Annotated in this window: 23 protein-coding genes and 1 pseudogene; 12 read left to right on the top strand and 12 right to left on the bottom strand. The window is 68.8% G+C overall.

The window, feature by feature from the left end; genetic code table 11:
* Positions 1-181 precede the first annotated feature (181 nt).
* From G6N51_RS00595 to G6N51_RS00580, 4 genes and pseudogenes are all read right to left on the bottom strand, one after another.
* Positions 182-1,557: pseudogene (locus tag G6N51_RS00595) on the bottom strand (HNH endonuclease signature motif containing protein).
* A 136-nt stretch (positions 1,558-1,693) separates the two neighbouring features.
* The gene (locus tag G6N51_RS00590) at positions 1,694-2,374 is read right to left on the bottom strand and encodes a DUF6629 family protein (RefSeq protein ID WP_083176674.1); all 681 of its coding nucleotides are present in this window, start codon (positions 2,372-2,374) and stop codon (positions 1,694-1,696) included.
* A 138-nt stretch (positions 2,375-2,512) separates the two neighbouring features.
* The gene (locus G6N51_RS00585) at positions 2,513-3,568 is read right to left on the bottom strand and encodes a zinc-binding metallopeptidase family protein (RefSeq protein ID WP_083176677.1); all 1,056 of its coding nucleotides are present in this window, start codon (positions 3,566-3,568) and stop codon (positions 2,513-2,515) included.
* Positions 3,561-4,502 (bottom strand): transglutaminase family protein, encoded by a 942-nt coding sequence (locus G6N51_RS00580; RefSeq protein WP_174814276.1) that lies wholly within the window; start codon positions 4,500-4,502, stop codon positions 3,561-3,563. The genes G6N51_RS00585 and G6N51_RS00580 overlap by 8 nt, the downstream gene beginning before the upstream one ends.
* An 89-nt stretch (positions 4,503-4,591) precedes the next feature.
* On the opposite strand from G6N51_RS00580, the gene G6N51_RS00575 reads away from it, so the two are divergent.
* Positions 4,592-4,981, top strand: coding sequence for an MmcQ/YjbR family DNA-binding protein (locus G6N51_RS00575; protein ID WP_083176680.1), 390 nt, complete (start codon positions 4,592-4,594; stop codon positions 4,979-4,981).
* Positions 4,982-4,990: 9 nt separating this feature from the next.
* Here the strand turns inward: G6N51_RS00575 and G6N51_RS00570 are convergent, their stop codons facing one another.
* The 3 genes from G6N51_RS00570 to aspS are packed head-to-tail and all read right to left on the bottom strand — an operon-like array spanning position 4,991 to position 8,284.
* The gene (locus tag G6N51_RS00570) at positions 4,991-6,058 is read right to left on the bottom strand and encodes an FUSC family protein (protein WP_232078142.1); all 1,068 of its coding nucleotides are present in this window, start codon (positions 6,056-6,058) and stop codon (positions 4,991-4,993) included.
* Between the two features lie 4 nt (positions 6,059-6,062).
* Entirely contained in the window at positions 6,063-6,506 is a 444-nt protein-coding gene (locus tag G6N51_RS00565; protein WP_083176683.1) for a nitroreductase family deazaflavin-dependent oxidoreductase, read from the bottom strand.
* Positions 6,503-8,284, bottom strand: a complete 1,782-nt coding sequence (gene aspS, locus G6N51_RS00560) for an aspartate--tRNA ligase (RefSeq protein ID WP_142275287.1) — start codon at positions 8,282-8,284, stop codon at positions 6,503-6,505. The genes G6N51_RS00565 and aspS overlap by 4 nt, the downstream gene beginning before the upstream one ends.
* Positions 8,285-8,340: 56 nt before the next feature.
* Between aspS and G6N51_RS00555 the strand changes: the two genes are divergently transcribed.
* The 4 genes from G6N51_RS00555 to G6N51_RS00540 all read left to right on the top strand — a co-directional run bounded on the left by G6N51_RS00555 (position 8,341) and on the right by G6N51_RS00540 (position 12,321).
* A complete protein-coding gene (locus tag G6N51_RS00555; protein WP_180134414.1) occupies positions 8,341-9,228 on the top strand; it encodes an oxidoreductase in 888 nt (295 codons plus the stop codon).
* 9 nt (positions 9,229-9,237) lie between these two features.
* Complete coding sequence (locus tag G6N51_RS00550) at positions 9,238-9,741, top strand: SRPBCC family protein (protein ID WP_083176689.1); 504 nt, start codon at positions 9,238-9,240, stop codon at positions 9,739-9,741.
* Positions 9,742-9,750: 9 nt separating this feature from the next.
* A complete protein-coding gene (gene ypfJ / locus G6N51_RS00545) occupies positions 9,751-10,629 on the top strand; it encodes a KPN_02809 family neutral zinc metallopeptidase (protein ID WP_163750596.1) in 879 nt (292 codons plus the stop codon).
* A gap of 78 nt (positions 10,630-10,707) precedes the next feature.
* Positions 10,708-12,321 carry an MFS transporter gene (locus G6N51_RS00540; RefSeq protein WP_083176075.1) on the top strand — a complete coding sequence of 538 codons (1,614 nt, stop codon included), beginning with the start codon at positions 10,708-10,710 and terminating at the stop codon, positions 12,319-12,321.
* A gap of 54 nt (positions 12,322-12,375) precedes the next feature.
* On the opposite strand, the gene G6N51_RS00535 is transcribed toward G6N51_RS00540, so the two are convergent.
* The gene (locus tag G6N51_RS00535) at positions 12,376-12,819 is read right to left on the bottom strand and encodes a hypothetical protein (RefSeq protein ID WP_083176073.1); all 444 of its coding nucleotides are present in this window, start codon (positions 12,817-12,819) and stop codon (positions 12,376-12,378) included.
* A gap of 62 nt (positions 12,820-12,881) precedes the next feature.
* Between G6N51_RS00535 and G6N51_RS00530 the strand changes: the two genes are divergently transcribed.
* Together G6N51_RS00530 and G6N51_RS00525 are read left to right on the top strand one after the other, a co-directional pair.
* Positions 12,882-13,727 carry a patatin-like phospholipase family protein gene (locus G6N51_RS00530; RefSeq protein WP_083176071.1) on the top strand — a complete coding sequence of 282 codons (846 nt, stop codon included), beginning with the start codon at positions 12,882-12,884 and terminating at the stop codon, positions 13,725-13,727.
* 47 nt (positions 13,728-13,774) lie between these two features.
* Positions 13,775-15,373 (top strand): purple acid phosphatase family protein, encoded by a 1,599-nt coding sequence (locus G6N51_RS00525; protein WP_083176069.1) that lies wholly within the window; start codon positions 13,775-13,777, stop codon positions 15,371-15,373.
* Between the two features lies 1 nt (position 15,374).
* Here G6N51_RS00525 and G6N51_RS00520 read toward each other — a convergent pair whose 3' ends face one another.
* The gene (locus tag G6N51_RS00520) at positions 15,375-16,406 is read right to left on the bottom strand and encodes an Rv2578c family radical SAM protein (protein ID WP_083176087.1); all 1,032 of its coding nucleotides are present in this window, start codon (positions 16,404-16,406) and stop codon (positions 15,375-15,377) included.
* A gap of 72 nt (positions 16,407-16,478) precedes the next feature.
* A complete protein-coding gene (locus G6N51_RS00515; RefSeq protein WP_083176067.1) occupies positions 16,479-17,336 on the bottom strand; it encodes an LLM class flavin-dependent oxidoreductase in 858 nt (285 codons plus the stop codon).
* Positions 17,337-17,594: 258 nt separating this feature from the next.
* On the opposite strand from G6N51_RS00515, the gene G6N51_RS00510 reads away from it, so the two are divergent.
* The 4 genes from G6N51_RS00510 (at position 17,595) to G6N51_RS00495 (ending at position 19,955) form a co-directional block, all read left to right on the top strand.
* Complete coding sequence (locus tag G6N51_RS00510; protein WP_083176065.1) at positions 17,595-18,617, top strand: Lrp/AsnC family transcriptional regulator; 1,023 nt, start codon at positions 17,595-17,597, stop codon at positions 18,615-18,617.
* 77 nt (positions 18,618-18,694) lie between these two features.
* Positions 18,695-19,180, top strand: a complete 486-nt coding sequence (locus G6N51_RS00505; RefSeq protein WP_083176063.1) for an SRPBCC family protein — start codon at positions 18,695-18,697, stop codon at positions 19,178-19,180.
* 122 nt (positions 19,181-19,302) lie between these two features.
* Entirely contained in the window at positions 19,303-19,530 is a 228-nt protein-coding gene (locus G6N51_RS00500) for a deoxyribodipyrimidine photolyase (protein ID WP_083176085.1), read from the top strand.
* Positions 19,531-19,655: 125 nt separating this feature from the next.
* On the top strand, positions 19,656-19,955 hold the full coding sequence (locus G6N51_RS00495) for a hypothetical protein (protein ID WP_083176061.1): 300 nt from the start codon (positions 19,656-19,658) through the stop codon (positions 19,953-19,955).
* 48 nt (positions 19,956-20,003) lie between these two features.
* On the opposite strand, the gene hisS is transcribed toward G6N51_RS00495, so the two are convergent.
* Entirely contained in the window at positions 20,004-21,275 is a 1,272-nt protein-coding gene (gene hisS, locus G6N51_RS00490; RefSeq protein ID WP_083176059.1) for a histidine--tRNA ligase, read from the bottom strand.
* On the bottom strand, positions 21,272-21,946 hold the full coding sequence (locus tag G6N51_RS00485; protein WP_083176057.1) for an MBL fold metallo-hydrolase: 675 nt from the start codon (positions 21,944-21,946) through the stop codon (positions 21,272-21,274). The genes hisS and G6N51_RS00485 overlap by 4 nt, the downstream gene beginning before the upstream one ends.
* Before the next feature lie 117 nt (positions 21,947-22,063).
* Between G6N51_RS00485 and G6N51_RS00480 the strand changes: the two genes are divergently transcribed.
* Positions 22,064-22,963, top strand: a complete 900-nt coding sequence (locus G6N51_RS00480) for a peptidylprolyl isomerase (RefSeq protein WP_083176055.1) — start codon at positions 22,064-22,066, stop codon at positions 22,961-22,963.
* Positions 22,964-23,032 lie beyond the last annotated feature (69 nt).

The following is a 23,032-nucleotide window of genomic DNA, read 5'->3' as shown; positions in this document are numbered from 1 at the left end:
AGCGGTGATCGCGAGCGCGGCGAAGCCGGGCGAAGCGGGTCACCGCCATCGGGCCTAGCGGTGATCGCGAGCGCGGCGAAGCCGGGCGAAGCGGGTCACCGCCATCGGGCCTAGCGGTGATCGCGAGCGCGGCGAAGCCGGGCGAAGCGGGTCACCGCCATCGGGCCTAGCGGGCGTTGTGTCAATCGGGTTCGTCGTCGTCACCGTCGCGGTCTTCGTCGCGGAGGAATCGTTCGGGGTGGTGGTAGGTGTTGGTCCTTGGTTGGCCGCGGTCGAGGTGGGGTGGCGGGAGCCATTCGGTTTCGCCGCGGGCGTTGGTGCGGGTGGTCCAGCCTTTTTCGGCGAGCCGGTTGTCGGGCCCGCAGGCCAGGGTGAGGTCGTCGATGTCGGTGCGCCGGGTGGTTGTCCAACCTTTCACGTGGTGGACCTGGCTGTGATAGGCCGGCGCATCACAGCCGGGCTTGGTGCACCCACGATCCTTGGCGTAGAGCATGATCCGCTGCGCCGGGGAGGCCAACCGTTTGGTGTGATGCAGCGCCAGTGATCGGCCGTTGTCGAAAATCGCCAAGTAATGGTGAGCGTGGCCGGCCCAGCGGATCACATCCGACATCGGCACCAGCGTGCCGCCGGCCGTCAGGGCCTTGCCGGCGGCGGCCTCCAAGTCTTGCAGCGTGGTGGTCACCACGATCGACACCGGCAGCCCGTTGTGCGAGCCCAGTTCCCCGGAGGCGAGCAAACCGCGCAGCCCGGCCAGGAAGGCGTCATGGTTGCGCTGAGCCTGAGATCGGGTGTCGCGGCGCACCGCGTCGTCATCCGGTGTCGCATCCACCACAGGGATTTCATCGTCGGGGTTGCACGCCCCGGGCGCGGCGAGCTTGGCCAGCATGGCCTCGATCGCGGCCCGCAACTCCGGGGTCACCAGCCCGCTGAGGCGGGACATGCCGTCGAAGTCCTGCGTCCCCAGTGTGATCCCGCGTTTGCGGGCGCGCTCGGCGTCGCTGAAGTCCCCGTCGGGGTGCAGCCAATCCATGACCCGCTGGGCGTATTTGGCCAACTCGTCGGGGCGGTATCCGGCGGCCTTGCCGGCCAGGTCGGCCTCGGCGGCCTGCCGGGTCAATATGTCCACCTCGGCGGGCAGGTGGGCCAGGAAGCTACGGATCACTTTGATGTGCCCGTCGCCGATGAGCCCGCCGCGTTGCCCGGCCGCCGTCGCGCTCAGCTGGGGGGCCAACGGCTCACCGGTCAACGCCCGGCGCTCCCGAGATCCTGGGCTTCGCCGATGCGCCGGGCGGCCTCGCCGGTGGTGATGCGCAACCGGTCGGCCAGCCCCACCCGCAGCGAGCCGCCCAGCTCTTCGGGGCTGGCCTGCCCGTCGAGCTGGTTGATCAACGCGTGCTGCGGGGTGCGTAGCTTGCGGGCCACGCGTTCCACCCGCTCCAGGGCGCGTAACCGCTCCGGGGTGGTGAGCACCTCAAAGGACAACGCGCACAGCCGGTCCGCGTCGTTATCGAGCGCGTCGAAGACCTCGACGATCTCCTCACGACTACTCGCACCCATAACCAAACTCTAGGAACACCCACCGACAAAAAAGACCGCGCTGTGACCACTGAAACCCAAGTGACACACGGGAATACAAAAAGCCAGCGGCGGCCTGCTGTGCGGCCATCGCGAGACGGCCGGCCCTACGACGGGATCACACGCTCGATGTCGCGCGATCCAGGGCGACGCCACGGTTGCGGTGTGAATCCGGCAGTCGCCGACGACGCCGCATGTGCACCAGCACAAGGACCGACAGCACGGCGGCGTAGATGCACCACAGTGACGCGAAGGCCTGCAGGTAGAGGATGGCGACCACGATCAGCCCCACCAGGTTCGCCAACCCGAACACCACGATGGAGCGATATCCCGAAATCAATGCCGGCCCGATGACGGCGACGATGTAGAGCACCGCCCACACGTAGCTGTCGCGAGCGTCGGTCTGGTACTCCAGCGCGTGGGGGCACGTCTTCACTCCGATCGGTCTGGTGAGGACGACGACAGCCAAATACGCCGACACGACGGCGCCGAGCGCCACAAAGGGCGCCACCCGTAGTCGGGCGCCGCGCGGTTCGAGCATCAAGATCGCGAACGGGACCAGCGCTGGGAGCAGCGGCAGCGCGATAAAGACGTATGCCCGCAGCGCGAACTGCGCCGTCCCGGCGGAGACCACGTCGTTGGGCCACACTGCCGCCTCGAGGAACTGGTGGACGGCGAACACGGTGGGCAACAACGCGAATGGCAGCTCGCGCCACTGCTTCACCTCGCGCAGGGCGGCGACCGCAACCGGCACCAGGGCGGTGCCCACCACCAGATCCGCCGTGATCGAGAAGCACACCGCCGCAGTGTGCCCGTTTTGACGCTGCCGAATCGGGCGTAGTCCATGGCGGTGACCCGCTTCACCCGGCTACGCCGCCCTCGCGATCACCGCTGTCCATGGCGGTTACCCGCTAGTCCGACAGCGGTGAGCCGCCGACTAGCTCGCGACGGTGACCGGCCCCCGCGATTCCGAAGTCACCTCGTCGATCACGGTGTGGATGAATCTCATCTTCTCCAGCACCGCGACGGGCAACACAAATGGGTACAGGTCGTCATGGCCCATCGACCGGTTCACCATGTTCAGCGACCACGATAGCGGCAGCCACGTGTCGATGATCGTCTGAAAAGCGCTGGGGCCCAACGCCGGACGGTCGAATGTCGCGGACGCCGAGACGAAGCCGCACCACGCCGAGGTGTCCAGGGTGTCGCGGATGTGCAGGTAGTGCGCGAACGTCTCGGCCCAGTCCTCGGCGGGATGCATGGTGGCGTACGACGACACGAAGTCTTCCTGCCAGTCCTCGGGCGGCCCGTCGCTGTAGTGGCGATCGAGCGCCTCCTGGTAGTCGGCGTCGGGGTCGCCGAACAGCTCGTTGAAGCGCGCCAGGTAATCGCTGGACGGGGCGATCAGCCGGTAGAAGTAGTAGTGCCCGATCTCGTGCCGGAAGTGCCCCAGCAGCGTGCGGTATGGCTCCTCCATCTCCACCCGCAACTGCTCGCGGTGCACGTCGTCGCCCTCGGCCAGGTCCAAGGTGATCACCCCGTTGTCGTGGCCCGTCATCACCTGCTCATGCGCGCTGGACAGCAGGTGGAAGGCCAATCCCTGCTCGGGGTCTTCGTCACGCCCGATGATCGGCAGCTTGAGCTCGTGCAGCTCGGCGATCAGCCGGCGCTTGGCCGCCTCGGCCCGCGCGAACTCGGCCAGGCCGGCGGAGTCGGCGTCGTTGGGCCGCACGGTGGTCAGCGCGCAAGACGCGCACAGCAGCCGGGGATTATTGACCGGCACCAGCCAATTGCATTCGGCCAGTAGCAGATTGGCGCACAGCTGATACTCGGAAGCGTCCACGAACCCGGCGTGCTCGCCGGCGTTCCCGTCGGCGATCACCAACAGGGCCATCTGGTCGAGCGAAAACCCGAGCGCGCTGCCACAGTTCAGGCAGGTGGAGTTCTCGAACGTCAGGCGCTGGCCGCAGTTGGGGCAGTTGAAGTCACGCATGGAGCACGTCCCCTTCGAAGGGCACCACGTCGACGGCGACGTCGATCACGCTGTGTTCCGAGTTCGTGTAGATGATGCCCCGCAGCGGCGGCACGTCCGCGTAGTCGCGGCCGCGTCCCACGATGATGTAGCGCTCGTCGACCAGCTGGTCGTTCGTGGGATCCAAACCCAGCCACTCGAATTGGCCGGGCTGCTGCGGTGTCCACACCGCCGCCCAGGCATGGGTGGCGTCTATACCGATCATTCGATCCTTCCCCGGTGGCGGGTCGGTGGCCAGGTAGCCGGACACGTAGCTGGCCGCCAGACCGTTGGCGCGCAGGCAGGCGATCGCCAGCCGTGCAAAGTCCTGACATACCCCTTCCCGGGCCGCCAGAACCTCATTTACCCCGGTGGAAATCGTCGTCGAGCCCGATCGGTAGGTGAAGTCGGTGTAGATCCGCGACGCGAGGTCACGCAGCACGTCGACCAGCGGACGCCCAGGGGCGAAACTTGGCGCCGCGTACTCGCGGACCTCGTCGGTGATCTCCGGGGGGTTCAGGTCCAGGGTGAATTCGACGGCGAGCGCTCCCCCGCCTCCCGTCGGGCGGGCGGCCTCCCACGGCTGCACCGCCGGCCCGGCGGTGTAACGCCCGGGGGCGGGCGGATACACGTCGACGATGGAGTCGCTGGTGACGGTCAGGGCGTGGTGCGGCTCGGTGACGTGGAAGTACGAGCTGATGTTGCCGTAGACGTCGACGCTGGTGGAAACGTCGGCCGGGGCCGGGTCGATGGTCAGCCGGTGCTCCACGCAGCGCTGGCGCAGCGAATCGCGGGGGGTGAGAAAGCCGCGGCCGTAGGAGCTGGTCACGACGTCGGAGTACCGGTATTCGGTGCGGTGGGTGACCCGATGGCGGCGGGCGGCGCCGGCGTCAGCTTCAGACACAAGGCTGATCACATCACACCGGGCCGTCCCGCGCCGTCCGCGGCGCGAAACCGTTTGCCGATACGGCGGCACGCGCGCCAAACCGGGAGCACAATCGAGATGTGGCCACGTGGTACGACGTCGCCCGCATCGTCCGTGAGCTGGCACTCACCTCGGAGCCGTCGCCGCATGACTGGCGGGTCGGCAAGAAGTTGCTGGCCTGGGAGCGGCCGTTGCGCCCGTCGGAACGCGAGGCGCTCACCCGCGAGGGGTTGGAACCGCCCGGGGGCGACATCCTCGGCGTGCGGGTGTCCGACGAGGGGGTCAAGTTCGGGTTGATCGCCGATGAGCCGGGCGTCTACTTCACAACACCGCATTTCGACGGCTACCCGGTCGTGCTGGTCCAGCTGGCCAAGATCTCGGTCCGCGACCTCGAGGACCTGGTCACCGAGGCATGGCTGACGCAGGCCCCGAGGAAGTTGGTCCAGGAATTCCTGGCCGACTCCCGCTGAACCACCGCCTCACGCGTGCCGGAGGTCGATCACCCGCTGCAGGTCGTCGACGCAGGCCGCGACGGCGCCGGCCAGCACCACCTCGGTCCGGTCGCGGGCGTCGGCCTGCAGCCCTGAGGCGCTGCGACGCGCCCCGGCGGCGTATGCCGCGGCCCCGGCGGGGTCCGAGTCGGCGAGGGCCGTCGCCGCCGCGAGTTGGACCAGGACGGCGGGCACGGGCGTGGGCAACCGGTCGCGGCGGCCGTCCGCCGCGGGGACGACGACGCGGGCCAGCTGCAGGACGGAGCCGGCCAGCTGGACCACGTGGATGGCCTGGTGATCCGCGACGCCAACGACCTCGCGCACCCTCCAGCGCCGGGGGGCGATGCGGACCACCTGGCGGGCGGTGGTCCGGGCCTCGATGAGCCCGCCCAGTTGCTGGTGCACGCGGTCGGCCATCGCCAACTGCCAGTCTTGCGCGGGCACACGCCGCCCCGCGGCGACGTCCGCGGTGCCCGTCAAGACACCGTGCAGGACGCCCAGCACGCCGACGCGCGCGCTGCGCAGCACCTGCAACGGGTCAGCGGGGAAGAGCAGGACCGCGAACACGATGGCCACCCCGCCCCCGATGAGGGCGTCGTTGATACGTTCCCAACCGACGCCGCTGTGGAAGAGCGCCAACACCAGGATCGCCGAGACGACGGTCTGGTTGGCGAACATCATTCCCTGCCCGATCAGCCCGTGCCCGATGAACACCGCGGCGTACAGGGCGATCAGCGCGGCGACGCCGATGGATACCGCGCCGGGCCCGAGCACACCCTGGACCAGGGTGCCCATCCCGATGCCCAGGGTCACGCCGATCATCATCTGAATGGCGCGCTGCGCGCGTAGCACGTTGCTGGTCGACAGGGACACCGCGGCGGCGATCGGCGCGAAGAACGGCTGCGGGTGGTGCAGCACGTCGTGCGCGAGGTACCACGACGCGCCCGCGGCCACCGAGGTCTGCACGAGGTTGAACCAGGTTCCGCGCACGCGTTTGAGCCCGGCGCGGGACGCGGCCAAAACCGTGGGAGCCAGCGTCAGCCGCGATGTCGCCACGGGCCTAGGTGCGCTGCAATTCGAACAACGGGATGACCCGGCTGGTCTTCGACTGGTATTCGGCGAACCCGGGTGCGGCGACGGTGATCTTGTCGAAGAGCGCGTCGCGCTCGTCGGACGGCAACTCGTGCGCCGTCACGGCGAACTCTTGCACTCCCTGCGGGGCGCCGATCTCGACCCGGGCCGCCGGGTTGGCCCGCAGGTTGTGCACCCACGCCGGACTGACCGGTGCGCCGGCGAAGGAGCCGATGATGATGAGCTTGCCGTCGATGTGGCAGTAGGCCAGCGGCGAGACCCGCGGCTGTCCGGACTTGGCGCCGGTCGTGGTGAGCAACAGCAGGTCGGCGTTCTCGAACTGGCCGCCCACCTTGCCGCCGTTGGTCCGGAACTCGTCGATGATGCTCTTGTTGAACGCGTTGATCGTGTCGGTGTCAGGCATTTGGGTCATGCCCGCTCAACCTTCTCGGGCTTGGCGTCTATTCCGGACTCCTTGCGCTGCTGGGCGGTGATGGGAGCCGGGGCGTCGGTGAGCGGGTCGACGCCGCCGCCGGTCTTGGGGAACGCGATCACCTCGCGGATCGAGTCCACCCGGGACAGCAGCGCGTTGATCCGGTCCCAGCCGAAGGCGATTCCGCCGTGGGGCGGCGCGCCAAAGGTGAACGCCTCCAACAGGAATCCGAACTTCTCCTCGGCCTCGGCTTTGTCCAGGCCCATCACGGCGAACACGCGCTCCTGGATGTCGCGGCGGTGGATACGGATCGAGCCACCGCCGATCTCGTTGCCGTTGCAGACGATGTCGTAGGCGTCGGCCAGCACCGTGCCCGGGTCGGTGTCGACCACACCCTCGTACTCCGGCTTGGGCGAGGTGAACGCGTGATGCACCGCGGTCCAGGCCCCGGAGCCGACGGCCACGTCACCGGCGGCGGTCGCCTCGTCGGCGGGCTCGAACAGCGGCGGGTCCACCACCCAGACGAACGCCCACGCCTCCGGGTCGATCAGGCCCAGGCGGTCGGCGATCTCGTTGCGCGCGGCCCCCAGCAGGGCCCGCGACGACCTCGGCGGGCCGGCCGAGAAGAAGATGCAGTCCCCCGGCTTCGCCCCGACATGGGCGGCCAGCCCGTCCCGTTCGGCGTCGCTGAGGTTCTTGGCCACCGGACCGCTCAGCGTGCCGTCGTCACCGACCAGCACATAGGCCAACCCGCGGTGCCCGCGCTGTTTGGCCCATTCCTGCCAGCCGTCCAGCGTGCGCCGCGGCTGCGACGCCCCGCCGGGCATCACGACCGCGCCGACGTAGGGCGCCTGGAACACGCGAAAGGTGGTGTCTTTGAAGAACTCTGTGCACTCGACGAGCTCGAGGGAGAAGCGCATGTCCGGCTTGTCCGAGCCGAACCGGCGCATCGCGTCGGCGTAGGTGATCCGCGGGATGGGCGTCGGGACCTGGTATCCGATCAGCGCCCACAGCGCGGTCAGGATCTCCTCGGAGATGGCGATGATGTCCTCGGCGTCGACGAAGCTCATCTCCATGTCGAGCTGGGTGAACTCGGGCTGGCGGTCGGCGCGGAAATCCTCGTCGCGATAGCAGCGGGCGATCTGGTAGTAGCGCTCCATCCCGGCCACCATCAGCAGCTGCTTGAACAGCTGCGGACTCTGCGGCAGCGCGTAGAACGATCCGGGATGCAGCCGCGAGGGCACCAGAAAGTCGCGGGCGCCTTCCGGGGTGGAGCGGGTGATCGTCGGCGTTTCGACCTCGACGAAGTCGTGCCGGGCCAGCACCTCGCGCGCGGCGGCATTCACCTTGGAGCGCAAGCGCATTGCCGCGGCCGGGCCGTCGCGGCGCAGGTCCAGGTAGCGGTACTTCAGCCGCAGTTCCTCGCCGGCGGGCTCGTCGAGCTGGAACGGCAGCGGCGCGCTCTCGCCGAGCACGGTCAGCGACGCCGCGTTGACCTCGATGTCGCCGGTGGCGATCTCCGGGTTGGCGTTGCCCTCCGGGCGGATCTCCACGACACCGGTGACCGCGACGCAGAACTCCGCGCGCAGCCGGTGTGCCTGGGCCAGCACGTCAGCGTTGCGGAACACCACCTGCGCGATGCCGGAGGCGTCGCGCAGGTCGATGAAGATGACGCCGCCGTGGTCGCGGCGGCGAGACACCCAGCCCGCCAGCGTCACCTGCTGTCCGGCGTCGCTACTTCTCAGCGAACCGGCGGCGTGGCTGCGCAGCACAAACACTCCCTTTCAGCAGGCTTTGGACGAGTGCCCAGTCTAGAGCAGGTACTTTCGGTCCTATCGCCACCACCATCGCACTAGTCGGCCCCGGCGCCGTCGGCACGACGGTCGCCGCGCTGCTGCACCAGGCCGGGCATTCGGTGCTGTTGTGCGGCCACACGCCCCGAGACAGCGTCGAATTGCGGCCCGACGGCGCCGATCCGATCATCGTCCCCGGCCCGGTGCACACCGATCCCGGCGAGGTCACCGGACCCGTCGACGTCGTGGTGCTGGCGGTCAAGGCCACCCAGAACGACGCCGCCGCCGGATGGCTGGCGCGCCTGTGTGGCGTGCACACCATCGTCGTCGTGCTGCAGAACGGCGTGGAGCAGGTCGAGCAGGTGCAGCCGCATTGCCCGTCGTCGCCCGTGGTCCCGGGGATCGTCTGGTACTCCGCCGAGGCCCGGCCCGAGGGCTGGATCCGGCTGCGCACCGAGGCCGCACTGGTGCTGCCCAGCGGGCCTTCGGCGCAGGCGATCGCCGAGCTGCTGCGCGGCGCCGGGTGCCGGGTGGACTGCGATCCCGACTTCATCACCGCGGCGTGGCGCAAGCTGCTCACCAATGCGCTGGCCGGGTTCATGGCGCTGGCCGGCCGGCGGTCCGGGATGTACCGCCGTGACGACGTCGCCGACCTGTCCCGCCGGTACGTCGCCGAATGCCTGGCGGTGGCGCGGGCCGAAGGCGCCCGGCTGCCCGACGGCATCGTCGACGAGTTGGGCGAGCTGTTCCGCCGGGCCCCCGAGGACATGGGGACGTCGATCCTGGCCGACCGGGAGAACCACAGGCGGATGGAATGGGACATCCGCAACGGGGTGATCGTCCGCAAGGCCCGCGCCCACAACCTGGCGACGCCGATCAGCGACGTCGTGGTGCCGTTACTGGCCGCGGCCAGCGACGGGCCAGGATAGATTCGAGCCATGTTCCCCTGTGAGCGCGTGGACATGAGCTTCATCGACAACGCGCCTTTCGTGTTCCGCAACAGCGTCGACCTCGCGATCACGCCCGAGCAGCTGTTCGAGGTGCTCGCCGACGCCCAGGCGTGGCCGCGCTGGGCGAGCGTGATCACTAAGGTCACCTGGACCAGCCCCGAGCCGCGCGGCGTGGGCACCACCCGCGTCGTCGAGATGCGCGGCGGCATGGTGGGCAACGAGGAATTCCTGGCCTGGGAGCCGTTCAGCCACATGGCTTTTCGGTTCAACGAATGCTCGACCCAGGCCGTCGCCGCGTTCGCCGAGGACTACCGGGTCGAGCTCATTACGGGCGGTTGCCGGCTGACGTGGACGATGGCGCAGAAGCCAGCGGGCCCCGCCCGGCCGGCGATGTACGTGGTGGGGCCGCTGCTGAATCTCGGGCTGCGCCGCTTCCTGCGCAACCTGCGCCGCTACACCGACGACCGCTACTCCGCGACCCGGCAACATTAGGAGCGTGCCATGACCTTCAACGAGGGTATGCAGATCGACACCAGCACCGCGTCCTCGTCGGGCGGGGGCGGGATGGGGATGGCGCTCGGGGGCGGCGGCCTCGGCCTGCTCATCCTGATCGGGGCGTTGCTGTTGGGCGTCGACCCGGGCCGCGTGATGGACCAGTCGCAGACGAACACCGGGGGCTACTCCGCGCCCGGGTTCGACCTGAGCCAGTGCAAGACCGGGGCCGACGCGAACAAGTACGTGCAGTGCCGCGTGGTCGCCACGGGCAACTCCGTGGACGCGGTCTGGCGCCAGCTGATGCCGAAGTACACCCGGCCGCACGTGCGGCTGTTCACCGGGTCGGTCGACACCGGCTGCGGACCGGCCACCACCGCGGTGGGGCCGTTCTACTGCCCGGTGGACCAGACCGCGTACTTCGACACCGATTTCTTCCAGGAGCTGGTCGACAAGTTCGGTTCCAGCGGTGGGCCGTTCGCCCAGGAGTACGTGGTCGCCCACGAATACGGCCACCACGTTCAGCAGTTGCAGGGCGTCCTGGGCCGTTCCCAGCAGGGCGCGAAGGGCGCCGGCGGCAACGGCGTGCGCACGGAGCTGCAGGCGGACTGTTACGCGGGCATCTGGGCACACTACGCGTCGACCGTCAAGCAGGAGAGCACCGGCGTGCCCTACCTAGAGCCGTTGAGCGACCGGGATATTCAGGACGCCCTGTCAGCGGCGGCCTCGGTGGGCGATGACCGCATCCAGAAGGAAGCGACCGGGCGGGTCAACCCCGAGTCGTGGACCCACGGCTCCTCGGAGCAACGGCAGCACTGGTTCACCGTCGGCTACCAGACCGGCGACCCGAAGCAGTGCGACACCTTCGACGCGCCCAGCCTGGGCTAGCGGGCCGCTCGGTCGCGAGCGCGCCGGTGGGTGTCCTAGACTTCTACCCCGCCGCACGACGCGAAAGGCGCTGCCCGCATGTCGGATATCACGCACGAGCGCACCGACGCCGCGGAGCTGTCGGCGTGGGCGCCGTTGCGCAATCCCGTTTTCCGTTCGCTGTTCATCGCACAGTTCGTCTCCAACGTCGGCACCTGGATGCAAAGCGTGGCGGCGCAATGGTTCCTGATCGAAGATCACAGCAGCGCCACGATCGTGGCACTGGTCCAGACGGCAAGCCTGGGGCCGACGCTGCTGTTGGCATTGTTCGCCGGCGCGCTCGCCGACGTGTTCAATCAGCGCCGGTTGCTGATGTTCCTGCAGTCCTATGCGGTGTTGGTAGCGCTGGCGTTGGCGGGGCTGACCTACTTCGGCCACCTCACCCCCGCGGCGCTGCTGCTGTTCACCTTGGCCATCGGCGTCGCCTCGGCGCTGACCGCCCCGGCCTGGCAGGCGATTCAACCCGAGGTCGTCCCGCGCGAGCAGATAACGGCCGCCGCCACATTGGCCAGCGTCTCGGTGAACGTCGCCCGAGTGGTCGGCCCCGCCATCGGCGGCGTCGTCCTGGCGTGGGCCGGTGCCGCAGCGGTCTTCGCGATCAACGCGATCTCGTTCGTCGGCATCATCATCGCCTTGGCTGCGTGGCGCCCGCCCACACAGATCGCGCCCACCGAACGAGAACACCTCGGCCAGGCCATCGTCACCGGACTGGCCTACGCGGTCAACGGTCCGATCTTCCGCCGGATACTTTTGCGCGCAGCCCTTTTCGTCTTCCCCGCTTCGGCCCTGTTGGCGCTCTTACCGGTCACCGCCGCCGACACCTGGCACCTGGGAGCCGGTGGCTACGGTGTGGCGCTGGGTGCCATCGGCGTGGGCGCGCTGCTCGCCGTGGCGGTTCCCGGTGCGCTGCGCCAGAAGGTGCCGCCCAACACCCTGCTGGCCGGCTGCGCGGCGGGGTACGGCGTTGCCACGCTCGCGGCGGTCTGGCTGCCGTTCGCCGCGGCGACGCCGTTCCTGGTGTTGTCGGGGATGACCTGGTTGATCACCCTGACGACGTTGAACGCCGCCGCGCAGCTGCACCTGCCGCGCTGGGTCCGCGCCCGCGGGCTGGCGATGTACCTGTTGGTCTTCACCGGATCTCAGGCCATCGGCTCGTATCTCTGGGGCCTCATCGCCACGCGCGAGGGGCTTGGCGTGGCGTTGACGGTGTCGGCGGTGTTGCTGGGCGCCGCCGCCCTCAGCGTCGTCCCGCTCGGGTTGCGGCCGGAGACCGGGAAGCTGAGCCGCGACATTTCGCGGGCCTGGCCGACGCCGATGGTCATGTTCGAACCATGCCCCAACGACGGGCCGGTGCTGGTGACCGTCCGGTATCGGGTGGCGACCGAGAACCTCGAAGAGTTCGTCGGCGCGATGGGCGCGGTGCGGCGCTCGCGGTTGCGCACGGGAGGTCACAGCTGGGGCCTGTATCACAGCCTCGAGCACCCCGACACGATCCTGGAGAGGTTCACCGTGCCGTCGTGGACCGAATTCGAGCGCCAGCACACCGAACGCTGGCTGGAGTCCGACCACGACGGGGTGACGAAGGCGGTGGGCTACACCCTCGACAGCACGCGGCGACACGAGTACTACCTCGCGTTGCGGGTGCACCACTGAACCGCCGCGAAGGCGGCGTGGTGCTCGCTATCGGCGAAACCGGCGGTCAGCGACTCACCAGGGTCGCGTCGAGCAGGTGACCCCGGTGGTGGCGCTCTGTGTCACCACGACCTGGCCGTCGACGGCGATCTGGCACTGAATCTGCGGCGTGTTCGAGGAATCGCAGTCCGGCCAGTGGCACCCGCCGCTCGCGTTCACGAACGCCCACTGATTCGGGTCGGCCAGGGTCGCGTTGTACACCAGCGGCTGCCCCGCGGCGAACGCCGTCTGCACGCTGTTCAAGTACTGCGACGAGTTGGCGTTGAACGCCGCCTGGCTGGGCGGATCGGTGTTCATGTAGCGCACGTTGCCGGTGAGGTTGCCGGTGGCGGTGATGGTGTAGGTCACCTGGTGGCCGGCCGGGTCCGCCGATGCGGTCGCGGGCGTGACGGCCACCGCTGCGGTGGCCGCAAACGTCGCCGCCGCGACCCCCGTGGTCACTATTCGCACGTTCGTCATATCGAAAACGCTACCCAATTCGTTACGGCACCACCCACGCAAAAGGTCCCTAGTATGCATTTGTGCCCACGGCCTTCGTGTTGTCCGGCGGGGCCAGCCTCGGCGCGATCCACGTCGGAATGCTGCTGGCGCTGGCCGACGAGGGGGAACGCCCCGACCTGATCGTCGGGACGTCCGTGGGCGCGGTCAACGGCGGATGGATCGCCTCACGGCCCGACGGTCCGGGGATTCGCGGACTGGCCGAGCTGTGGACGTCGCTGTCGCGGAGGGACATCTTCCCCACTCACCCGATCGCCGGCGCGATGGGCATGCTGGGCCGCCGGCCGCACCTGGTCCCCAACACCGGGTTGCGGCGGCTGCTGTCCGACAAATTGCAGTTCGCCCGGCTGGAGGACGCCCCGATCCCGCTGCACGTGGTGGCCACCGACGTGATCTCCGGCGGCGACGTCCTGCTGTCGTCGGGCAACGCCGTCGATGCCATCGCCGCCAGCGCCGCCATCCCGGGCGTCTTCCCGCCGGTGCGGATCAACGGGCGCGACCTGATGGACGGCGGCGTCGTGAACAACACGCCGGTGTCGCACGCGGTCGCGCTGGGCGCCGACCGCGTCTGGGTGCTGCCCACCGGGTACTCGTGCGCCCTGCCCGCGGCGCCGAAGACGGCGGTCAACATGGTGTTGCACGCCATGACCCTGGCCGTGAACCATCGCCTGGCCGTCGACGTCGAGCGCTTCGAGCGCGCGGTCGACCTGCGCGTCATCCGGCCGCTGTGCCCCGTCGCCACCTCCGGCGCCGACTTCTCGAACGGCGCAACGCTTATCGAGCGATCGCACGCGGCCACCCGTAAGTGGCTGGCCGGCCGGCCGCCATCCACCGGCCAGGCCGGATTGCTCGAGCCGCACCTGCACTAGCGGTCGCCGTTCCGCGGACGTTCACCGCGCTCGGGTATGAAGCAGGGGTGGTCGACGATCCCCCAGCACCCCACGGCAACGACCGCGCCCCCGGCATCAGCCGGCGCAGGCTGTTGACGACCAGCGCGGTCTCGGCCGCCCTCGGGGCAGGCGTCGGGGGCGGGGCCGCCCTGGTCTGGTCCCGGCCCAGCGCACCGGCCCTGTGGTATCAGCCCAGCCGTGACGGCGCGCCGCCGGTGACCGGGCTGCACCTGCAATTCGGCCGGAACGCCGGCACCGAGGCGGTGGTGTCGTGGCACACCGTCGACGCGGTCCGCAACCCGCGCGTCCTGCTCGGCACTCCGGCGTCGGGCCTCGGGCGCACGGTCGCCGCCGAAACCCGCACCTATCGCGACGCCAAGTCCAACACCGAAGTCCGCGTGAACCACGCCCGCCTGACGAACCTCACCCCGGACACCGACTACGTCTACGCCGCCGTGCACGACGGCGCGGAGCCGGAAATGGGCACCATCCGCACCGCGCCGTCTGGGCGAAAACCGTTTCGCTTCACCAGTTTCGGCGATCAGTCGACGCCGACGGTGGAGCGGATGCCCGACGGCAGCTACGGCACGGACAACATCGGGTCGCCCGCGTCCGCCGACACCACCCTCGCGATCGAACGCATGGCGCCGCTGTTCAACCTGGTCAACGGCGACCTGTGCTACGCCAACCTCGCCCAAGACCGGATCCGCACCTGGTCGGCCTGGTTCGAGAACAACACGCGCTCGGCCCGCTACCGGCCGTGGATGCCGGCGGCCGGCAACCACGAGAACGAATCGGGTAACGGCCCCATCGGTTACGGCGCCTATCAAACGTACTTTTCGGTGCCCGACTCGGGATCGAGCCCCGAGACCCGCGGACTGTGGTACTCGTTCACCGCCGGCTCGGTGCGGGTGGTCAGCCTGAACAACGACGACGTGGCGTTTCAGGACGGCGGCAATTTCTACGTGCACGGCTACTCGGGCGGCGAGCAAAAGCGTTGGCTGGCAGCCGAACTCGCCGCCGCCCGGCGGGACCCGGACATCGACTGGATCGTTGTGTGCATGCACCAGACGGCGATCTCCACCGCCGACCAGCCCGCGAACGGTGCCGACCTGGGCATCCGCGAGGAATGGCTGCCATTGTTCGACCACTATCAGGTCGACCTGGTGGTATGCGGCCACGAACACCATTACGAACGGTCGCACCCGTTGCGCGGCACGCAGCAGACCGACACCCGAACGCCGATACCCGTGGACACCCGCACCGACGTCATCGACCCCACCAAGGGAACGGTGCACGTCGTCATCGGCGGCGGCGGCACGTCCGCGCCCACCAATGCGTTCTTCTTCCCCGAGCCGCGCTGCCGCGTGCTGACCGGGGTCGGCGCGTTCGACCCCGGCCTCGGGCGCAAGTCGCCGATCTACGTCTTGGAGGACGCGCCGTGGTCCGCCTTCCGCGACCGGGACAATCCTTACGGCTTCGCGGCGTTCGACGTGGACCCGGGCCCGCCCGGCGGCAACACCTCGATCAAGGCCACGCACTACGCGCTCAGTGGGCCGTTCGGCGAAGTGACCGTGGTGGACCGGTTCACCCTGACCAAGCCGCGCCGGGACAGGCCGGCCTAGTTCAAAACAGCGTCGCCTGAACGGGTTCCGGCTCCGCCCGGGACGCCGGGGCGGGCTGACGGAACGAGCGCTGATCGCCGCCCAGCCGGTACGTCGCGATCAGCGGCGCGGCCCGCTCCCGCAGCATCTCGCGGTAACCGGGCGGCAGGTACGCCCCGCGCCGGTACAGCTCGCGGTAGCGGCCCACCAGCTCGGGATGCGAGCGCGAGAGCCAGGACATGAACCAGCCCCGGGTCGAGCCCCGCAGGTGCAGGCCGAAGACCGTGACACCGGTGGCGCCGGCGGCCGCGATCTGACCGAGCAATCCGTCGAGCTGCTCGACGGAGTCGGTCAGGTGGGGCAGCACCGGCGCCACCATCACGTGGCAATCCAGGCCGGCGTCGCGGATCGCGCCGATCAGGGCCAGCCGCGCCTGCGGCGTGGGGGTTCCGGGCTCGACGTCTCGATGCAGGGCCGCGTCGCCGATTGCCAGCGACACTGCGACCGACAGCGGAACCCGCCCGGCCGCATCGGCGATCAACGGCAGGTCGCGCCGCAGCAGCGTGCCCTTGGTCAGTATCGACAGCGGCGTGCCGGATTCGGCCAGGGCGGAGATGATGCCCGGCATCAGCGCGTAGCGCCCTTCCGCCCGCTGGTAGGGGTCGGTGTTGGTGCCCAGCGCGACGATCTCGCGCCGCCACGACGGCCGCCGCAATTCGCGGCGCAGCACCTCGACGACGTTCGTCTTGACGATGACCTGGCTGTCAAAGTCGTTGCCGCAGTTGAGGTCCAGGTATTCATGGGTCGGCCGGGCAAAGCAGTAGCGGCACGCGTGCGAGCAGCCGCGGTAGCCGTTGACGGTGAAGCGGAAGGGCAGCGCCGAAGCGCCGGGCACCCTGTTCAGCGCGGACTTGCACAGCACCTCGTGAAAGGTGATCCCCTCGAACTGCGGGGCGCGCACGCTCCGGACGAAACCGATGCGCTGCAGCCCCGGCAGCGCCCCGTCCTCGATCGGATCGCCGTTGACCGCGACGGCCTGGCCCGCCCAGCGCATGACCAATTCGAACATTCGTTCGATTGGTTGTCAAGCCTCCCGCGCGTCAGTGGCGGCCGCGCATCTCGCGGTTCAGAGCACCGCGTCGGCGAGGCGGTCGACCTGATCGAGCGCGGCGACACAGGGATGAAAGACGAGCCCGTCGAAGCCGAGGTCGCGGTAGGCGTGAACGGTGGCCGCCGCGTCCTGCGGCGCGGTCAACATGTCGGCCACGTTGAGAGCCGCGTAGTCGGGCACGAATCCGTAATAGGACTGCAGGTGCAACCGTCCGGCGCGGACGGTCTCCTCATCACCGAAGGCGAAGTTCACGCTGGCGTGCAGCTGCGGCCTGCCCGCCCGGCCCGCTCCCCGCCACGCGTCGCGTATCCGATCGGCGAATAGGGACTGGTTGTGGTAGTCACGCACGGCGCCGGCCGACCAGCCGTCGCCCACGGTCGCGACGCGGCGCAGGGTCGCCTCCGATTTTCCGCCGAACACGATGGGGACCTGTACCGGCGCCGGGCACAGCGCTCTGTCACCGGTGACCGGGGTGGCGCGCCACGCCTCGCGCATCAGCCCCACCGACGCGTCAAGAAGGCGCCCCCGCCGGCCAAAGTCGACACCGACCGCCGCGTAGTCGTCGGTCCGGCTGCCCACGCCCAGGCCCAGGGTCAGCCGGCCGCCTGCGACCGCCGCCACGGTGGCGACTTGCTTGGCGAGCAGTGTGGCCGGATACAGCGGTGCCAGCAGAACGTTTGTGGTCAAACCGATTTCACTGGTCGCGCCCGCGGCCACGGACAGGGCAACGATCGAATCGAGGCTTTCATAGACCAGCCGGTCTATGGTCGCCAGGCCGGCGAATCCCCGGTGTTCCGCCCGGCGCGCCCACTGGACGGTCAACGGCCCGGGCACGTGGGCAATGTGGCCCGGCAGTCCGATCCCGATGTGCATGGCATCCTCCGCTATTTCGTTCTGGGGCGTCCGGTTGACGGCACCGGAGACTTCGCCGCACGAGCCGTGGCGCCGGACGAACCGGACGGCCCGGGCGGTGCCGACGACGATCCCGGCGGGGCTCCCGCGGTGACCAGGACGACGTTGCGCATCAACTTCACGATGCAAGGCTGGCAGCGGCGGCAACGGAATTGCCAATGTGCGGCCCGAAGAGCCCAGAAATCCTCATTGATCGCCGATGCGTGTCTACTATCACTCATGATCGACTCGCTGGACGGACAGATTCTGCATGCGTTGCAGATATCGCCCAGGGTGCCGTTTCGCCGGATCGCCGAGGTTGTCGGAGCGACCGAACAAACGGTCGCCCGGCGCTACCACCGGCTGCGCCGGAACGGGGTCGTGCGCGTCGTGGGGCTGGAGGGGGTCGACGGCGGTACCGATTGGGCCCATTGGGTTTGCCGGATACACGCCAAGCCCGACCGCATACCGCACCTGGCCGACGCGCTGATTCGGAGCCCGGATGTATCCCACGCCAACGTCCTGTCGGGTTGGACCGACCTGGTCTGCACTATCCGGGCACCGCTCGGCGAGAGTCGCGAAGACGTTCTGCTACAGCGGCTTCCGCGAACGAGTTCGGTCATCGACATCGACATCGATGTGGTGCTGCACACTTTCGGGCGACCCACCACCGCACCGTGGACGGGCTACGGCCACAAGCTCAACGCGCAACAGGCCGAGCAACTTCTCGGTGTTGTCGACCGCCCGGTAACCGGCCGGCCGTCCCGGCCCACTGTCGAGGACCGGCCCATGCTCGACGCGCTGGCCGACGACGGCCGCGCCCCCCACTCGCGGCTGGCCGAATGCACGGGCTGGTCGGTGGCGCGAGTCCGCAGGCGGCTGGCGGCGCTCGAAGCGGCCGGGTCGTTGCTCTACGACGTCGATGTGCTTCCCGAGCGACTCGGTCACCCCCTCAGCGCCATGCTCTGGCTGACCGCCGCACCCCAGCACGTACACCGCGTCGGGGAACAGATCGCAGCGCACGACCAAGTCGCCTTCGCCGCCGCCGTCAGCGGAAGCAAGAACCTGATGGCCGTCGTCATCTGCCGTGACGTCCACGACTTGTATGAGTACCTCACCACCCGCCTGGGGGCCATCGACGAGGTCCTCACCTACGAGGTCAGCACCCGCATCCAGCGTCTCAAGCAACACGGATCGGTGATCGCGCACGGACGGCTGATGAACCCGAATCCGACGCGCACCCCGCGCGGATCCGCGGGGTAGCGAGGGCACCGAAAGTGCCGCGACGGTCGTAGAGTGAGCGACGACCCTGTCGTACCTACTCCGGCCGCGAGGGACCCATGACCGAACGCATCGAGGTTCAGCGGACCATCGCGGCGGCGCCGCCGGACATCTTCGCCGTGCTGTGTGACCCGCAGGGGCACGTCGCGATCGACTCGTCCGGGATGCTGCAGGACGCGGACGGCGATCCGGTACGTCGCGTCGGTGAGCGGTTCGTCGTGCACATGGACCGCGAAGCGCTGAACGACTTTCCGCAATTCGGTAAATACGACGTCACCGTCGACATCACCGAATTCGAACAGGATCGTTTGATCGCGTGGACGGTTCTCGGTCAAATCCAACCGCCGATCGGTCACGTCTACGGCTATCGGCTCCAGCCCACCGAAGACGGCTCGGCGACCGTGGTCACCTCGTTCTACGACTGGTCGAAAATCGACCCCAAGTGGCGGGAAGCCGGAATTTTCCCGATCCTGTCCGAGGCGGCATTGCGGGCGACCCTCGGAATTCTCGACCGCACCGTACGCCGCGGTTATCCACGCGGATAAACCGGCGTATGCCGTGTTTCCGCCCGGAAGCGGGGGTTTTGGATAAACGCCAATATTCGGCAGCGGTTTTGTCGCTCATTCGTGCGGGTATCACCCCACAGCCCCTCATGAAAGGACCTGACATGTTGCACTCGGTGATTCTGGCGAGTTCGGACCCGGTCGCGGCGGGCTTTATCCTCCGCGGCATCAAAGGGATCTTCGTCGCGATCGGCAGTGTCATCGCTGCAATTGTGTGCGGGGTTATCGCAATGATGAAGGGCCGCAATCCGCTGGGCTGGGGAATTCTCGGGCTGTTCTTCTCGATTCTCACGTTGATAGTCGTCATCATCATTCCCAGCAAGAAAAGCTGACCCGCGTCCCCGGGCGGGGCCGGGGCCGTTCGCGGTGGGCGGCCCGAGATTTGCCTTCGTTAGACAATGCTCTTCGTTAGACAATGCTCTTCGTTAGACAATGCGAAGGCGAGGTATATTGCGGCATGCGGTTCACCTATGTCGCCGCGGCGGTCTGCGTGACCACCGCCGTGCTGATCGGGGCGTCGCCCGCTCACGCCGACACCGGCGTCGATGGTTACGTTCAGTGCCTCGGCGGCGATGCGAAGCCCCCACCGCCGGGAGTTTCCGCAGAAGACTGGTTTCCCAGCGTGCACGTGATGTGGACGGATTTCAGTGGCGGCGTGCCCTCTGCGCAAATAGTCCAAAGATTGGTGGACATGGGAGTCAAGCCGAGTGACGCCGCCACCCAGGTGCGGTGCTTCCTGGCCAACTTGCCGAATTAGCGCAAAACCCCCGCGATATCGTCACCTAGCGCGTGCCCGCGCCGCCGGTCAGCGGGTTAGCCGCGAAAGCACCTCGGCCACAACGGAATCCATGGCCACGCTCACCTGATCCCCGGTGGTGAGATCCTTCACCCCGACCGTGCCGGACTGGATGTCCCGGTCGCCGAGGACCAGCGCGATGCGGGCACCGGAACGGTCGGCCGCGCGCATCGCGCCCTTGAGGCCGCGGTCGCCATAGGCCATGTCGACCCGGACACCCGAGGCGCGCAGCCGGGCGGCCAGCACCGCCAGCTTCAGCTTGGCCTGGTCGCTCAGCGGCACCCCGAACACGTCGCAGCGGGTGGTCTCCCCCACGCTCTTGCCCTCGGCCCGCAGCGCCAGCAGGGTGCGGTCCACGCCGAGCCCGAACCCGATGCCCGACAGGGCCTGCCCGCCGAGTTCGTGCATCAGGCCGTCGTAGCGGCCCCCGCCGCCGATCCCGGATTGGGCGCCCAGACCGTCGTGCACGAACTCGAAGGTGGTCTTGGTGTAGTAGTCCAGCCCGCGCACCATGCGCGGGTTGATGACGTAGGGCACGCCGAACGCGTCCAGGTGGGCCAGCACGGTGTCGAAGTGTTGTTTGGCGACATCGGACAGGTGGTCGAGCAGCACCGGCGCGTCGGCCGTCATGGCCCGCACCTCGGGTCGCTTGTCGTCGAGGACCCGCAGCGGGTTGATCGCGGCGCGCCTGCGCGTCTCGTCGTCGAGGTCGAGCCCGAAGAGGAAGTCCTGCAACAGCTCCCGATACTGGGGGCGACAGCTGTCGTCGCCCAGCGAGGTGAGCTCCAGGCGGAAGCCGTCCAGCCCGAGGGAACGGAACCCGGCGTCGGCGACGGCGATCACCTCGGCGTCCAGCGCCGGATCGTCGACACCGATCGCCTCCACGCCGACCTGCTGCAGCTGTCGGTAACGGCCGGCCTGGGGACGCTCGTAGCGGAAGAACGGGCCCGCATAACAGAGTTTGACCGGCAACGCCCCGCGGTCCAGGCCGTGCTCGATCACCGCGCGCACCACCCCGGCGGTGCCCTCGGGGCGCAACGTGACCGAGCGGTCGCCGCGGTCGGCGAAGGTGTACATCTCCTTGGACACCACGTCGGTCGATTCGCCGACGCCGCGGGCGAACAGGCCGGTGTCTTCGAAGATGGGCAACTCGATGTCGCCGTAGCCGGCCCGGCGTGCCGCACCGAGCAATCCGTCCCGCACGGCCACGAACTGCGCGGAGTCCGGCGGGACGTAGTCCGGCACCCCCTTGGGCGCGAAGAACGCCGAGAACTGCGTCACGGGCTCAGGCCTTCGAGGAACGGGTTGAAACGCCGCTCGGCGCCGATGGTGGTGGCGTTGCCGTGCCCCGGCAGGACCACCGTCTCGTCGTCGAGCACCAGCAGTTTTTCCACGATCGAGGTCAGCAGGTCGCGGCCGCTGCCGCCGTGCAGGTCGGTGCGGCCCACCGAGCGCTCGAACAGGGTGTCACCGGTGAACACCACCTCTTTGCCGCCGGCTTTGTCTCCGGCGACCCGGAAGACCACCGATCCGCGCGTGTGCCCGGGGGTGTGATCGACGTTGACGGTCACGCTGCCGAGATCGAGCTTGTCGCCGTCCCGGTCCAGCTCGACGACCTGCCTGGGCTCCCGGAAGAAGGCACCCGCCATCAGCTGCGCCACCCGCGGGCCCAGGCCGTAGATCGGGTCTTTCAGCATGAATCGGTCCTCGGGATGGATGTAGGTCGGGCAGCCATAGGTGTCGGACACCTTCTGCGCGGACCACATGTGGTCGATGTGGCCGTGGGTGAGCAACACCGCGGCCGGGGTCAGCCGATTCTCGTCGAGAATGCGCCGCAACGAGCCCATCACCCGCTGCCCCGGATCCACGATGACGGCGTCCGTCCCCGGCCGCTCGGCCAGCACGTAGCAGTTGCACTGCAACACGCCGGCGGGAAATCCGGTGATCAACACGGTTCCCAGTTTCCCACGGGCCCCACTTGACACCGGTCGCGGCGCCCACATTAGCCTGAGCTGGCCACCGACGCCTTTTGCGGGCAGCCGACTTACCGACCATGGAGGCATACGGCCGTGCCGACCAATGAACAACGACGTGCCAACGCCAAGCGCAAGCTCGAACGGCAACTGGAGCGCCGCGCGAAGCAAGCCAAGATGCGCCGGATCGTGGTGATCGCCGCCGGCTCGATCGTGGCCGTGGCCGTGGTCGTCGCGGTGGTGCTCGCCGTGATCAACAACAAACACGAGCACAAGAGCAACAGCGCCGCGAGCTCCACCTCCTCCGCGGCCAGCAGCTCCCCCGAGACCACCACGCCCGCCGGACCGACGCCGCCCGTTCCGCCGTTGCCGGCGTTCAAGCCGTCGGCCGACCTGGGCGCCAACTGCCAGTACCCGGCGTCACCGGAACCGGCGGCCAAGCAGGTCAAGCCGCCGCGCACCGGCAAGGTGCCGACCGACCCGGCCCAAGTGAGCGCCAGCATGGTGACCAACCAGGGCCGCATCGGGCTGATGCTCGCCAACAACGAATCACCTTGCACGGTAAACAGTTTCGCGAGCCTGATCGGCCAGAAATATTTCGACAACACCAAATGCCACCGGCTGACCACATCGCCGGACCTGGGCGTGCTGCAGTGCGGTGACCCCAAGGGCGACGGCACCGGCGGTCCGGGGTACCAATTCGCCAACGAGTACCCGACCGACCAGTACCCGCCGAACGACCCGAAGGCCCAACAGCCCGTGCTCTACCCGCGCGGCACCCTGGCGATGGCCAACGCCGGGCCCGGGACCAACGGCAGCCAGTTCTTCATGGTGTACAAGGACTCCCAGCTGCCGCCCCAATACACGGTCTTCGGCACCATCCAGCCCGACGGGCTGGCCACGCTGGACAAGATCGCCAAGGCCGGCGTCGCCGGCGGCGGTGAGGACAGCGCACCGGCTTCCGACGTCACCATCACGTCGCTGCTGCTCGACTAAAGCCAAGCCGCGCAACGCAGCCCCGGTTTGGTGAGAATCGCGCGGCCTGCGGGCGGTGCACCGCTTAAG

It is taken from the genome of Mycobacterium paraseoulense (genome assembly GCF_010731655.1).
Lineage (GTDB): Bacteria > Actinomycetota > Actinomycetes > Mycobacteriales > Mycobacteriaceae > Mycobacterium > Mycobacterium paraseoulense.
This window is presented reverse-complemented; position numbering and strand designations above follow the sequence as displayed.

What these genes read in the sequence shown, in the direction of transcription:
- G6N51_RS00585 (WP_083176677.1), bottom strand. Translation starts at nt 3,568, where the DNA reads ATGCGTGACTTCAACTGCCCCAACTGCGGCCAGCGCCTGACGTTCGAG.
- G6N51_RS00565 (WP_083176683.1), bottom strand. Translation starts at nt 6,506, where the DNA reads ATGACCCAAATGCCTGACACCGACACGATCAACGCGTTCAACAAGAGC.
- G6N51_RS00550 (WP_083176689.1), top strand. Translation starts at nt 9,238, where the DNA reads ATGTTCCCCTGTGAGCGCGTGGACATGAGCTTCATCGACAACGCGCCT.
- ypfJ (WP_163750596.1), top strand. Translation starts at nt 9,751, where the DNA reads ATGACCTTCAACGAGGGTATGCAGATCGACACCAGCACCGCGTCCTCG.
- G6N51_RS00540 (WP_083176075.1), top strand. Translation starts at nt 10,708, where the DNA reads ATGTCGGATATCACGCACGAGCGCACCGACGCCGCGGAGCTGTCGGCG.
- G6N51_RS00535 (WP_083176073.1), bottom strand. Translation starts at nt 12,819, where the DNA reads ATGACGAACGTGCGAATAGTGACCACGGGGGTCGCGGCGGCGACGTTT.
- G6N51_RS00520 (WP_083176087.1), bottom strand. Translation starts at nt 16,406, where the DNA reads ATGCGCTGGGCGGGCCAGGCCGTCGCGGTCAACGGCGATCCGATCGAG.
- G6N51_RS00515 (WP_083176067.1), bottom strand. Translation starts at nt 17,336, where the DNA reads ATGCACATCGGGATCGGACTGCCGGGCCACATTGCCCACGTGCCCGGG.
- G6N51_RS00510 (WP_083176065.1), top strand. Translation starts at nt 17,595, where the DNA reads ATGATCGACTCGCTGGACGGACAGATTCTGCATGCGTTGCAGATATCG.
- G6N51_RS00505 (WP_083176063.1), top strand. Translation starts at nt 18,695, where the DNA reads ATGACCGAACGCATCGAGGTTCAGCGGACCATCGCGGCGGCGCCGCCG.
- G6N51_RS00500 (WP_083176085.1), top strand. Translation starts at nt 19,303, where the DNA reads ATGTTGCACTCGGTGATTCTGGCGAGTTCGGACCCGGTCGCGGCGGGC.
- G6N51_RS00495 (WP_083176061.1), top strand. Translation starts at nt 19,656, where the DNA reads ATGCGGTTCACCTATGTCGCCGCGGCGGTCTGCGTGACCACCGCCGTG.